Annotated in this window: 13 protein-coding genes and 1 pseudogene; 10 read left to right on the plus strand and 4 right to left on the minus strand. The window is 63.3% G+C overall.

The annotated features are described in order from the left end of the window. Positions 1-18: 18 nt before the first annotated feature. Positions 19-1,107 (minus strand): asparaginase, encoded by a 1,089-nt coding sequence (locus tag M1D87_RS10035; RefSeq protein WP_024086733.1) that lies wholly within the window; start codon positions 1,105-1,107, stop codon positions 19-21. Positions 1,108-1,513: 406 nt separating this feature from the next. On the opposite strand from M1D87_RS10035, the gene M1D87_RS10040 reads away from it, so the two are divergent. From M1D87_RS10040 to M1D87_RS10070, 7 genes are all read left to right on the plus strand, one after another. Beyond that, entirely contained in the window at positions 1,514-2,470 is a 957-nt protein-coding gene (locus tag M1D87_RS10040) for a sugar ABC transporter substrate-binding protein (RefSeq protein WP_013971996.1), read from the plus strand. A gap of 21 nt (positions 2,471-2,491) precedes the next feature. After that, complete coding sequence (locus tag M1D87_RS10045; RefSeq protein ID WP_421091681.1) at positions 2,492-4,045, plus strand: sugar ABC transporter ATP-binding protein; 1,554 nt, start codon at positions 2,492-2,494, stop codon at positions 4,043-4,045. Then, positions 4,042-5,037 carry an ABC transporter permease gene (locus tag M1D87_RS10050; RefSeq protein ID WP_015269786.1) on the plus strand — a complete coding sequence of 332 codons (996 nt, stop codon included), beginning with the start codon at positions 4,042-4,044 and terminating at the stop codon, positions 5,035-5,037. The genes M1D87_RS10045 and M1D87_RS10050 overlap by 4 nt, the downstream gene beginning before the upstream one ends. Before the next feature lie 4 nt (positions 5,038-5,041). Further along, complete coding sequence (locus M1D87_RS10055; RefSeq protein ID WP_015269787.1) at positions 5,042-6,064, plus strand: LacI family DNA-binding transcriptional regulator; 1,023 nt, start codon at positions 5,042-5,044, stop codon at positions 6,062-6,064. Between the two features lie 15 nt (positions 6,065-6,079). After that, the gene (gene rbsK / locus M1D87_RS10060) at positions 6,080-6,988 is read left to right on the plus strand and encodes a ribokinase (protein ID WP_421091680.1); all 909 of its coding nucleotides are present in this window, start codon (positions 6,080-6,082) and stop codon (positions 6,986-6,988) included. Next, positions 6,985-7,383: a D-ribose pyranase gene (gene rbsD, locus M1D87_RS10065; protein ID WP_015269789.1), complete on the plus strand. Its 399-nt coding sequence runs from the start codon at positions 6,985-6,987 to the stop codon at positions 7,381-7,383. The genes rbsK and rbsD overlap by 4 nt, the downstream gene beginning before the upstream one ends. Positions 7,384-7,531: 148 nt before the next feature. Then, positions 7,532-8,533, plus strand: coding sequence for a nucleoside hydrolase (locus M1D87_RS10070; protein ID WP_421091679.1), 1,002 nt, complete (start codon positions 7,532-7,534; stop codon positions 8,531-8,533). Here the strand turns inward: M1D87_RS10070 and M1D87_RS10075 are convergent. Then, positions 8,505-8,717, minus strand: coding sequence for a hypothetical protein (locus M1D87_RS10075; protein ID WP_003260960.1), 213 nt, complete (start codon positions 8,715-8,717; stop codon positions 8,505-8,507). The two genes, M1D87_RS10070 and M1D87_RS10075, sit on opposite strands and share 29 nt — an antisense overlap. Positions 8,718-8,993: 276 nt before the next feature. Between M1D87_RS10075 and M1D87_RS10080 the strand changes: the two genes are divergently transcribed. Further along, a complete protein-coding gene (locus M1D87_RS10080) occupies positions 8,994-9,314 on the plus strand; it encodes an I78 family peptidase inhibitor (RefSeq protein ID WP_023660761.1) in 321 nt (106 codons plus the stop codon). A 222-nt stretch (positions 9,315-9,536) separates the two neighbouring features. On the opposite strand, the gene M1D87_RS10085 is transcribed toward M1D87_RS10080, so the two are convergent. Next, the gene (locus tag M1D87_RS10085) at positions 9,537-9,749 is read right to left on the minus strand and encodes a cold-shock protein (protein WP_003250656.1); all 213 of its coding nucleotides are present in this window, start codon (positions 9,747-9,749) and stop codon (positions 9,537-9,539) included. Positions 9,750-9,911: 162 nt separating this feature from the next. Next, a complete protein-coding gene (locus M1D87_RS10090; RefSeq protein ID WP_013972003.1) occupies positions 9,912-10,217 on the minus strand; it encodes a hypothetical protein in 306 nt (101 codons plus the stop codon). A 338-nt stretch (positions 10,218-10,555) separates the two neighbouring features. Between M1D87_RS10090 and thrS the strand changes: the two are divergent. Both thrS and infC read left to right on the plus strand, forming a co-directional pair. Continuing rightward, a pseudogene (gene thrS, locus M1D87_RS10095) lies at positions 10,556-12,479 on the plus strand (threonine--tRNA ligase). After that, positions 12,479-13,030 carry a translation initiation factor IF-3 gene (infC, locus tag M1D87_RS10100; protein WP_013972005.1) on the plus strand — a complete coding sequence of 184 codons (552 nt, stop codon included), beginning with the start codon at positions 12,479-12,481 and terminating at the stop codon, positions 13,028-13,030. Before thrS ends, infC begins: the two are co-directional and overlap by 1 nt. The last annotated feature ends 52 nt before the right edge of the window (positions 13,031-13,082 follow it).

Consider the following 13,082-nt stretch of genomic DNA (forward strand, 5'->3'; position numbering starts at 1 on the left):
TCAGGGGGCGGCTGGCGATCAGTACTCCCAGAAGATCCGCTGCAGCTCCTTGCTGTCCTGGGTCCTGGTCATCGCTACCATCGCCAGAATCCGCGCTTTCTGTGGGTTCAGGTCATGGGCCACGACCCAGTCGTTCTTGTCATCCGGCTGCTCGGCGTTGCGCAGCACGAAGCCACCCTGGTTGACGTGCGACGAGCGAATGATCTGCACGCCGTTCTTGCGCAGCTCCTGCAGCGCCGGCACCACGCGCGACGACACCGAACCGTTGCCGGTACCGGCATGGATCAGTGCCTTGGCGCCGTTCTGCGCCAGTGCCTTGTAGGCGGTGTCGGTGACGTTGCCATAGCCATAGGCGATATCCACCTGCGGCAGGCTGCTGATCTGCTTGATGTCGAACTCGGAGTTGACCGTGTGGCGCTTGGCCGGCAGGCGGAACCAGTACGACTTGCCTTCCACCACCATGCCCATCGGGCCCCAGGCGCTCTTGAAGGCTTCGGTCTTGATGTTCACTGCCTTGCTGACATCGCGCCCGGACTGGATCTCGTCATTCATGGTCACCAGCACGCCCTTGCCGCGCGACTGCTTGTCGCTGGCCACGGCCACGGCGTTGTAAAGGTTGAGCATGCCGTCGGCGGACATGGCGGTACCCGGGCGCATCGAACCGACGACCACGATCGGCTTGTCGGTTTTTTCCACCAGGTTGAGGAAGTAGGCGGTCTCTTCCAGGGTGTCGGTGCCGTGGGTGATGACGATACCGTCGACGTCCTTGCTTTCGGCGAGTTCGGCAACGCGTTTGCCCAACTTGAGCAGGTCGTCGTTGGAAATGCTCTCAGAGGCGATCTGCATGACCTGCTCGCCGCGTACGTTGGCCAGGTCGGCCAGCTCCGGTACGCCGGCGATCAGCTTGTCGACGCCCACCTTGGCGGCCTGGTAGGTGGCGCTGTTGGCGGCGCTGGCACCAGCGCCGGCAATGGTGCCGCCGGTGGCGAGGATGACCACGTTGGCCAGCTTCTGCTGGGTTTCAGCCTCTTTGGCCGAAACGGTGGCTGGAATGGCCAGCAGCACGGCGAGTGCGCTGGGGGCGAAGATTTTCAGTGCGGCATTCATCGTTATTGTTCTCTCTCTTCCTAATGAGATGGTTGTTTTGTCGCACAGGGTGCAAGGCAGGTTTCGTACCAGTTGCGCGCACGGCCCTTGTGGGGGCGGCCTTGTGTCGCGAAAGGGGCGCGTAGCGGCCCCGGATTCCGGCGCAACAACACACATTGCCGGGGCCGCCTTGCGGCCCTTTCGCGACGCAAGGCCGCCCCCACATGAAGGTGCGTTCCATTCGAGATTCCGAACAAACGTAGGAAAAGACGTTCGGCTTTTCGGAAAAAATCCGGATAAACTGCGCCAAGCTCGACTTGACCTCCGACAGCCAAACGGATTTGACAAACCCCGGTCCTGTTTCCATAGTTAGGCAACGCAAACGTTTGCGATCCGACAAAAAACACAAGATTCGGAGTCATCGTCCATGAAACTGCCGTTCCCCGGTCGTCTGCTGGCCCTCGCGGTCATTTCCTCGCTGTCCCTGGCCCTGCCATTTTCCCCTGCCCATGCCGAAGACAAGCCCAAGGTCGCCCTGGTCATGAAGTCGCTGGCCAACGAGTTCTTCCGCACCATGGAAGACGGCGCCAAGGACTACCAGAAAGCCCACGCCGATGAATTCGAACTGATCGCCAACGGCATCAAGAACGAGACCGACACCGGCGAGCAGATCCGCATCGTCGAGCAAATGGTCAACGCGGGCGCCAAGGCCCTGGTCATTGCCCCGGCCGACTCCAAGGCGCTGGTATCGGCGGTGAAGAAGGCCATGGACCAGGGCGTTGTGGTGATCAACATCGACAACCGCCTGGACCCTGAACTGCTCAAGAGCAAAGGCATCAGCGTACCCTTCGTGGGCCCCGACAACCGCAAGGGCGCGCGCCTGGTCGGTGACTACCTGGCCAACGAGAAGCTCAAGGCCGGCGACCAGGTCGGCATCATCGAAGGCGTGCCGACCACCACCAACGCCCAGCAGCGTACCGCCGGCTTCAAGGACGCCATGGACGCCGCGCAGATCAAGATCGTTTCGGTGCAGAGCGGCAACTGGGAAATCGACAAAGGCAACGCCGTCGCCGCCTCCATGCTCAACGAATACCCCGACCTGAAAGCCCTGCTGGCCGGCAACGACAGCATGGCCCTGGGCGCGGTCTCGGCCGTGCGTGCCGCCGGCAAGACCGGCCAGGTGCAAGTGGTGGGCTACGACAACATCAACGCCATCAAGCCGATGCTCGCCGATGGCCGTGTACTGGCCACCCTCGACCAGGCGGCCAGCCAGCAGGCGGTGTACGGCATCCAGGCGGCGCTGAAAATGGTCAAGGGCGAGAAACCCGACGTGGATGCCGACAACGTCATCCAGACCCCGGTCCAACTCATCACCAAACCCTGATCGCTGGCAGGAGAAACGGCCATGCCTGCATCGGCCAACGAAGTAGTGCTCGCCGCCAGCGGCCTGGGCAAGACCTACGCCCAGCCCGTGCTCGGCGAGGTCAGCCTGAACCTGCGTGCCGGCGAAGTGCTGGCCCTGACCGGCGAGAACGGCGCGGGCAAAAGCACCCTGTCCAAACTCATCAGTGGCCTGGAAACCCCCACCACCGGGCACATGCGCTACCGCGGCCAGGCCTACGCGCCTGGCAGCCGCAGCGAGGCTGAGCGCCTTGGCGTGCGCATGGTCATGCAGGAACTCAACCTGCTGCCCACGCTGACCGTGGCGGAAAACCTGTTCCTCGACAACCTGCCCGGCCGCTTCGGCTGGATCAGCCAGAAGCGCCTGCGCCAACTGGCCACGGCCGCCATGGCCCAGGTCGGCCTCGACGCCATCGACCCGGACACCCCGGTCGGCGAGCTGGGCATCGGCCACCAGCAGATGGTCGAGATCGCCCGCAACCTGATCGGCGACTGCCATGTGCTGATTTTCGACGAGCCCACCGCCATGCTCACCGCGCGCGAAGTGGAGCTGCTGTTCACCCAGATCGAGCGCCTGCGCCAACGTGGCGTGGCCATCGTCTACATCTCCCATCGCCTGGAAGAACTGCAGCGCGTGGCCCAGCGCATCGTCGTGCTGCGCGACGGCAAAATGGTGTGCGACGAGCCGATCCAGCGCTACAGCAGCGCCGAACTAGTCAACCTGATGGTCGGCCGCGAGCTGGGCGAGCATATCGACCTGGGCCGCCGGCAGATCGGCGCGCCGCTGCTCAAGGTCGACAAGCTCAGCCGTGCCGACAAGGTGCGTGGAGTGTCGTTCGAGGTCAGGGCAGGGGAGATCTTCGGCATCTCCGGCCTGATCGGTGCCGGCCGTACTGAGCTGTTGCGCCTGATCTACGGCGCCGACCGTGCCGACAGCGGCAGCATCGCCCTCGGCCAGCCGCCCAAGGCTGTCACCATCGACTCGCCAAAGGCTGCCGTGCAGGCCGGTATCGCGCTGATCACCGAAGACCGCAAAGGCGAGGGCCTGCTGCTGACACAGTCGATCAGCGCGAATATCGCCCTGGGCAACCTCGGCGCGGTTTCACGGGCCGGGGTGCTCGATGGCGAAGCCGAAGCGGCATTGGCCGAACGCCAGATCCAGGCCATGCGCATTCGCAGTGCCGGCGCGCAGCAGGTGGTGGGCGAGCTGTCTGGCGGCAACCAGCAGAAGGTGGTGATCGGCCGCTGGCTGGAGCGCGACTGCCAGGTGCTGCTGTTCGACGAGCCCACCCGTGGCATCGACGTCGGCGCCAAGTTCGACATCTATGGCCTGCTGGCCGAGCTGGCGCGCCAGGGCAAGGCCCTGGTGGTGGTGTCCAGTGACCTGCGCGAGCTGATGCTGATATGCGACCGCATCGCCGTGCTGTCGGCCGGTCGCCTGATCGACACCTTCGAGCGGGACCATTGGAGCCAGGACCAGTTGCTGGCCGCGGCCTTTGCCGGTTATCAGAAACGTGACGCACTGCTGCATGAAGCAGCTCCCAGGATGGATGCATGAAAACCACCCCGCTCGACAGCCAAGGCGCCGCACCGGTGCGCCGCAGTGGCACCTATCTTGGCCTGGGTACCTACCTGGGTCTGGCCGGCGCCTTGCTGGCGATGATCGTGCTGTTCTCGTTCCTCAGCAGCCACTTCTGGTCGTACAACACCTTCAGTACCCTGGCCAACCAGATCCCCGACCTGATGGTACTGGCGGTGGGCATGACCTTCGTGCTGATCATCGGCGGCATCGACCTGTCGGTGGGCTCGGTACTGGCGCTGGCGGCCTCCACGGTCAGCGTGGCGATCCTCGGCTGGGGCTGGGGCGTGCTGCCTTCGGCCCTGCTGGGCATGGCCGTGGCCGCGCTGGCCGGCAGCATCACCGGCGGCGTCACCGTGGCCTGGCGCATTCCGTCGTTCATCGTTTCGCTCGGGGTGCTGGAAATGGCCCGCGGCCTGGCCTACCAGTTCACCGACTCGCGCACCGCCTATATCGGCGATGCCTATGCCTGGTTCTCCAACCCCATCGCATTCGGCATCTCGCCGGCGTTCATCATCGCCTTGCTGGTGATCGTGCTGGCCCAGTTGGTGCTGACCCGCACGGTGTTCGGCCGCTACCTGATCGGTATCGGCACCAACGAAGAGGCCGTGCGCCTGGCCGGCATCGACCCGCGCCCGTACAAGGTGCTGGTGTTCGCGCTGATGGGCTTGCTTGCCGGCCTGGCCGCGCTGTTCCAGATCTCGCGCCTGGAAGCCGCCGACCCCAATGCCGGCTCCGGCCTGGAGCTGCAGGTGATCGCCGCCGTGGTGATTGGCGGCACCAGCCTGATGGGCGGGCGCGGCTCGGTCATCAGCACCTTCTTTGGCGTGCTGATCATTTCGGTGCTGGCCGCAGGGCTGGCGCAGATCGGTGCCAGCGAACCGACCAAACGCATCATCACCGGGGCGGTGATCGTCATCGCCGTGGTGCTCGACACTTACCGTAGCCGGCGTGCAGGCCGGCGGAACTGAAAACATGGCAACCATCAAAGACGTCGCGGCACTGGCGGGCATTTCCTACACCACCGTGTCCCATGTGCTGAACAAGACCCGGCCGGTCAGCGAGCAGGTGCGGTTGAAAGTCGAAGCCGCCATCGCCGAACTCGACTACGTACCCAGCGCCGTGGCCCGCTCGCTGAAGGCGCGCAGCACGGCCACCATCGGCCTGCTGGTACCCAACAGCGTCAACCCGTACTTCGCCGAGCTGGCGCGGGGCATCGAAGACGCCTGCGAACGCAACGGCTACTGCGTGATCCTGTGCAACTCCGACGACAACCCGCAAAAGCAGCGCAGCTACCTGCGCGTGCTGCTGGAAAAGCGCATCGACGGCCTGGTAGTGGCTTCGGTAGGGCAGGACAGCGACCTGCTGCAAAGCCTGGCTGGTGTGCGCACGCCCATGGTGATCGTCGACCGCGAACTGGACGGTGTCGATGCCGACCTGGTGCGCATCGACCACGAGCAGGGCGCCTTCCTGGCCACCCAGCACCTGCTGGAACTTGGTCACCATGACATCGCCTACATCGGCGGCCCCGCCGAGACCGGTGTGACCCAGCTGCGCCTGAGCGGCTTCCGCCGCGCCATGGCCGAAGCCGGTGTGCCGGTGCGCAACGACCGCGTGCTGCACTGCGACTTCACCAGCCCCGGCGGCCATGCAGCCGCAGGCCGGCTGCTGGAGGGCAAGCGACCTACGGCGATTTTTGCCGGCAACGACATGATCGGCTTCGGTGTGCTGCGTGCCGCGGCCGAACGCAATATCAACGTGCCCGGCGAGCTGTCGGTGATCGGCTTCGACGACATCGAGCTCAGCCGTTACGTGTACCCACCGTTGACCACGGTGGGCCAGTCGATTCGCGAGCTGGGCGAGAGCGCCGCGTCGCTGTTGCTGGCGCGTATCGGCACCCCCCGGCAGGGCGCGGCAGAGCAACGCATCGTCGCCCCGCGCATTGTGCTGCGCGAGTCCACCGGGCCGCGCCCGGACCTGTTCAACGATTACCGCTGATGCTAAGGAAATGTCATGAATGCCAAGGTTGTGGTAGTCGGTAGCCTCAACATGGACCTGGTGGCCCGCGCGCAGCGCCTGCCCCGGGCCGGCGAAACACTCCCCGGCGAAAGCTTTTTCACCGTGCCGGGCGGCAAGGGGGCCAACCAGGCAGTGGCCGTGGCGCGCCTGGGCGGCAGCGTGGCGATGATCGGCAACGTCGGCGACGATGACTATGGTCGACAACTGCACCGGGCCCTGTATGTGGAAGGCATCGACTGCCAGGGCGTCACCACCTGCCAGGGCGTGTCCAGCGGGGTGGCGCTGATCACCGTGGATGCCGCCAGCCAGAACTGCATCGTCATCATCCCCGGTGGCAACGGCCTGCTGACGCCGCAGTCGGTGCAGCGTTTCGATGCGCTGCTGCAGGCGGCCGAAGTGATCATCTGCCAGCTGGAAGTACCGGCCGACACCGTGGCCTGGACCCTGGCCAGGGGGCGCGAACTGGGCAAGCGGGTAATCCTGAACCCGGCGCCGGCGACCGGCCCCTTGCCGGCGGACTGGTTCGCCCGCATCTACTACCTGACGCCCAACGAAAGCGAGGCCGAAGCCCTGACCGGCGTGGCGGTGACTGACCTGGACAGCGCCCGACGTGCCGGCGAGCGCTTGCTGCAACTGGGCGCGGGCAAAGTGATCATTACCCTGGGCGCGCAAGGGGCCTTGCTGGTCACCCCGCAGGGCCATCAGCACTTCCCCGCGCCGGTGGTACAGCCGCTGGACACCACGGCAGCCGGCGACACCTTCATCGGCGGCTTTGCCGCTGGCCTGGTGCGCGGCCTGGAGGAGGGCGAAGCCATCGCTTTCGGCCAGCGCGCCGCAGCCCTGTCGGTTACCCGCGCCGGCGCCCAGCCGTCGATTCCCTACCTGGCGGAGCTTGCGCCATGAAGAAGACCCCGCTGCTGAACGTCGCCCTTTCGCGGACCATCGCCGGCATGGGGCATGGCGACATCCTGGTGATCGGCGATGCCGGGCTGCCGGTGCCGCCGGGTGTCGAACTGATCGACCTGGCCGTCACGCCTGGCCTGCCGGACTTCGCCAGTGTGTTGCGGGTTGTGCTGAGCGAGTTGCAGGTAGAGCGCCACGTGCTGGCCGAAGAGATGCAGAAAGTGGTGCCGCCGGCGCTGGTCGAGATCGAGCGGCTGAAGGGCAAGCTGGGCAAGCGCGAATGGCTGAGCCATGAAGATTTCAAGGCATTGTCACGCAGTGCCCGTGCGGTAGTGCGTACTGGCGAGTGCCAGCCCTACAGCAACATCGCGCTGATTTCCGGCGTGACTTTCTAGCTCGTCGTCCCCTGTGGGAGCGGGTTCACCCGCGAACACCGGCGAAGCCGGTGCCAGCCACCGCGTTGCCTTCTTCGCGGGTAAACCCGCTCCCACAGGGATTTGCGGTGTATCAGGAATACCAATCCAGGCAACAGGAGTGCCACCCATGCTCAAACCCCTGCTACAAGGAATCGCCCTCATGGCCGCAGCCACCACCCTCCAGGCTGCCCCCATCGACCTGATCATCGACACCGACCCCGGCGCCGACGACGTGGTCGCGCTGTTCCTGGCCATGGCCTCGCCCGACGAGCTCAACATACGCGCCATCACCACCGTAGCCGGCAACGTGCGCCTGGAAAAAACCTCGCGCAACGCCCGCCTGGCCCGCGAATGGGCCGGCCGCGAAGACATCCCCGTGTACGCCGGCGCCGCTCGCCCGCTGGTGCGCAAGCCGATCTACGCCGCCGAGGTGCACGGCGAAGAAGGCCTCACCGGCATCCAGGTGCACGAACCGAAAGCGCCGCTGGCCCAAGGCAATGCCGTGCAATACCTGGTCGACACCCTGGGCGCCGCCAAGCCCCACAGCATCACCATCGCCATGCTCGGCCCGCAAACCAACCTGGCCCTGGCGCTGATCCAGCGCCCGGACATCGCCAAAGGCATCAAGCAAGTGGTGGTCATGGGCGGTGCCCATTTCAACGGTGGCAACATCACCCCGGCGGCGGAGTTCAACCTCTATGCCGACCCGCATGCCGCCGAAGTGGTGCTGGCCAGCGGCGTGCAGCTGACCTACCTGCCGCTGGACGTCACCCACAAGCTGCTGACCAGCGACGCCCGCCTCAAGCAACTGGCGGCGGTGAACAACCAGGCCAGCAAGCGGGTGGTGGATATCCTCAACGCCTACATCACCCACGACATGGACCTGTACGGCATGCCCGGCGGCCCGGTGCACGACGCCAGCGTCATCGCCTACCTGCTCAAGCCCGAGCTGTTCAGCGGCCGACGCATCCACATGAGCATCGACAGCCGCGAAGGCCCCAGCTTCGGCCAGACCCTTGCCGACTGGTACGGCGTGCTCAAGCAGCCAGCCAACGTGATGTGGGTGGACGAGGGCGATGCCCAGGGCCTGTTCGACCTGCTCAGCGCCCGTTTGGCGCGATTGGAATAGCCGTGTGCGGCGCGTAGCGCTCGAACACCTGGTCGAAGAAGCTGCGTGCCGCCTCGGCGCCGCGATCGCGCACCAGCAGGTCGATGGCAATCAGCAGCAACTCCTCCGGCGTGCCAGGGCTGTACGCGCTCTGGCCTTCGGCCCATTTGACCTTGATATCGGCTTCGATGCTGTGGCTGCTCATGAAAGGCTCTCGCTTGGGGCCCGGGACGAAGGGGCGAACACCTGACCCTGGTGTTCGATGGAGGCGGGGTGCGCTCCACTTCTTGCACTAAATCATGACTTTGCGTCAGTGACCTTGCGGCTTAAGCATATGGCAAACGCAGCGGGTTGTGCAAAATCCGGTCACGATTGCGTTTTCGCCTCGGCTGGCGAGTTCAGGCAGACTTGACCGGTTTTGCAACAAAAGATCAGCGGAACTGTCGGATCAGACAGTTCCCGGACCGATTTAGGAGGCTTCATGTTCCGTACCCGTGCTTACCTGGCAACCCTGGCTGTGGCAGCTGTCCTGGCTGGTTGCAGCACTGGTGGCAATTCTGCTGGCGGCGCTGCGCCAGCCACGCCGGCAGGCAACGATGGCCGCTGCGAAGCCAGCGGCGCCGATTTCGCCATTGGCAAGCTTGCCAGCGCCGAGCTGCTGGAGCAGGCGCGCAAGGCCAGTGGCTCGCAGATGGCCCGCATTCTCAAGCCGCACGACGTGGTTACCCTCGAGTACCGCTCCGAGCGCTTGAACCTGAATGTGGACGAGCAGGGCAAGGTGGTTCGCGTCAACTGCGGTTGATACAGCCCGGAGGATCGACGCGGTCCCTGTAGGAGCGGCCTTGTGTCGCGAAAGGGCCGCAAAGCGGCCCCGGCCATTGATGCTGCGAAGCTGAAACCCTTGGGCCGCTACGCGGCCCTTTCGCGACACAAGGCCGCTCCTACAAAAAACGAGCGCGTGCAGCCTGGTAAACGCCCATAAAAAAACCCGCCACAAGGGCGGGTTTTTTTACAGCTATCCGAATTACTCCGGACGAACCTGTGCAGCCTGCATGCCCTTCTGGCCGCGCTCGGCGACGAAGGAAACAGTCTGGCCTTCTTTCAGGCTCTTGAAGCCGTCAGATTCGATGGCCTTGAAGTGAACGAACAGGTCGTCGCCGCCGCCTGCTGGGGTGATGAAGCCGTAGCCTTTCTCATCATTGAACCATTTGACGGTGCCTTGTTGGCGATTGGACATGGGTGAATCTCCAGAACATTTAGTTTTTTCAGTGGTGCAATGCGGCCGAGGCTACGGAGCACGGAACACATCATAGTCTAATTCTGCGCATCTAGCGCCTTTTACCTTCGCAGGATGTTGATCCAGCTCAAAGAATGGCTGGTCTGCTCTGGCTTTAAGGTTTCAGCTCTTCGGTGCACAGGCCTGTTTCACGACCATCTGGGCCTTCTGCATCAGCTTGGCGTCCACGCCATCGTTGCTGTCGAGGTCGGCAATTTCCGCGTCGGTGAAATTCTTTTTGATGGTTTGCGCGCCACAGTCGCAGTGTTTTTTCGCGGTCGCAGCGTCAACGCCTTGGCCTTGAGCCACTTGCGTGCACTGGGTCATGTAGGCGGCTTCCTTCCCGGCCGGGAAGTTGCCGGCGTTCGCAGCCATGGGCAGCAGCAGGGCCCCAGCGGCCGCCAGGGCCAGAAGAGACGGAACTCGCATAACCAGTTACTCCTTGGGTTAAGGTCTCATCAAGAGTAGGTTGCTTCCCAAAGTCTGATAGGAATTTTTCCGCGTTAGTTCACCGCTGCGGCGTAATTTCCAAATATTTCTGCCTGGCGTGCAACCCGCGTGCTAGCATGCCCGGCTTGCAGCTGACAACTTGCAGCTTGCAGCTATCTTTTTTCTTTCCAGTCACTCTGGTTCGTCCCTGGCAAGCCGAAAGGCTTCTGCCACTGTGAGGCAGGCTTCCCATTGCGGGAAGGCAGGTCGGATCTTGTACTGGCTCATCCCAACCCACGTGACCTTTGGTAGGGGTCACCACTAGGAGAGGAGGCGCCATGCCCGTTATTACTCTTCCCGATGGCAGTCAACGTTCGTTCGATCATGCCGTATCCGTAGCCGAAGTCGCCGCTTCCATCGGCGCCGGCCTGGCCAAGGCCACCGTGGCCGGCAAGGTCGACGGCAAACTGGTCGATGCCTGCGACCTGATCAGCAACGACGCCACCCTGCAGATCATCACCCCTAAAGATGAAGAGGGACTGGAGATCATCCGTCACTCGTGCGCCCACCTGGTCGGCCACGCAGTGAAACAGCTGTACCCGACCGCCAAGATGGTGATCGGCCCGGTCATCGACGAAGGCTTCTACTACGACATCGCCTACGAGCGCCCCTTCACTCCAGAAGACATGGCCGCCATCGAAAAGCGCATGATGGAGCTGATCGACAAGGACTACGACGTCATCAAGAAGGTGACCCCGCGCGCCGAAGTCATCGACGTGTTCAAGGCCCGTGGCGAAGACTACAAGCTGCGCCTGGTCGAAGACATGCCGGACGAGCAGGCCATGGGCTTGTACTACCACGAAGAATACGTCGACATGTGCCGCGGCCCGCACGTGCCGAACACCCGCTTCCTCAAGGCATTCAAGCTGACCAAGCTGTCCGGCGCCTACTGGCGCGGTGATGCCAAGAACGAGCAGCTGCAACGCGTGTACGGCACCGCTTGGGCCGACAAGAAGCAGCTGGCGGCATACATCCAGCGCATCGAAGAAGCCGAAAAAACGCGACCACCGCAAGATCGGCAAGCAGCTCGACCTGTTCCACCTGCAGGAAGAAGCCCCGGGCATGGTGTTCTGGCACGCCAACGGCTGGACCGTGTACCAGGTACTCGAGCAGTACATGCGCCAGGTCCAGCGCGTCAACGGCTACCAGGAAATCAAGACCCCGCAGGTTGTCGACCGCATTCTCTGGGAGCGTTCCGGCCACTGGTCCAACTACGCCGAAAACATGTTCACCACTTCGTCGGAAAGCCGTGACTACGCGGTCAAGCCGATGAACTGCCCGTGCCACGTGCAGGTGTTCAACCAGGGCCTGAAGAGCTACCGCGACCTGCCGCTGCGCCTGGCCGAGTTCGGTGCCTGCCACCGTAACGAGCCGTCCGGCGCCCTGCACGGCATCATGCGCGTGCGTGGCTTCGTGCAGGACGACGCGCACATCTTCTGCACCGAAGAACAGGTGAAGAAAGAAGCCGCCGACTTCATCAAGCTGACCCTGGACGTGTACAAGGACTTCGGCTTCACCGACATCGCCATGAAGCTGTCGACCCGCCCGGCCAAGCGCGTGGGTTCCGAAGAGCTGTGGGACCGTGCCGAAGGCGCACTGGCCGACGCCTTGAACGAATCGGGCCTGGAGTGGGAATACCAGCCGGGCGAGGGCGCCTTCTACGGCCCGAAGATCGAGTTCACCCTGCGCGACTGCCTCGGCCGTAACTGGCAGTGCGGTACCCTGCAGTACGACCCGAACCTGCCGGAACGCCTGGATGCCAGCTATATCGCCGAAGATAACAGCCGAGTTCGCCCGGTCATGCTGCACCGCGCCATCCTCGGTTCGTTCGAGCGCTTCATCGGCATGCTGATCGAGCACTACGCCGGCGTGTTCCCGGCCTGGCTGGCCCCAACCCAGGCCGTGATCATGAACATCACCGACAAGCAGGCCGATTTCGCCCTCGAGGTGGAAAATACCCTGAACGGTAGCGGTTTCCGTGCCAAGTCGGACTTGAGAAATGAGAAGATCGGCTTTAAAATCCGCGAGCATACTTTGCTCAAGGTCCCGTACCTTTTGGTTATAGGGGATCGCGAAGTCGAAACGCAGACCGTCGCCGTACGCACCCGTGAAGGCAAAGACCTCGGCTCCATGCCGGTGGCTGAATTCACGCAGCTGCTCAACAGCGCTGTTGCCCAGCGCGGTCGCCTAGAATCGGAGTAATGACTATTAAGCGTGAAATGAGAAACGATAAACGAACTGCACCGAAAGCCCCGATCAACGAGAATATCTCGGCACGCGAGGTTCGGTTAATTGGCGCTGACGGCGAGCAGATTGGCATCGTCTCGATTGATGAAGCGCTTCGTATCGCTGATGAAGCGAAGCTGGATCTGGTGGAAATCTCCGCCGACGCGCAACCGCCCGTCTGCAAGGTGATGGACTACGGCAAGCACCTCTTCGAGAAGAAGAAGCAGGCCAACGAAGCCAAGAAAAACCAGAAGCAGATCCAGATCAAAGAAATCAAGTTTCGTCCAGGGACGGAAGAAGGGGATTACCAGGTAAAACTACGCAACCTGGTACGTTTCCTTACCGATGGGGACAAGGCCAAGATCTCTCTGAGATTCCGCGGCCGTGAGATGGCCCACCAGGAGCTGGGCATGGAGCTGTTGAAGCGGGTCGAAGCCGACCTCGCCGAATACGGCTCCGTTGAGCAGCATCCGAAGATGGAAGGACGCCAGCTTATGATGGTCATCGCCCCCAAAAAGAAGAAGTAATCTCCCGGGCACGGCAGGCCTGATGATTATTGTGTAATTTTATCGAATGCGG

The organism is Pseudomonas sp. SA233 (assembly GCF_054792385.1).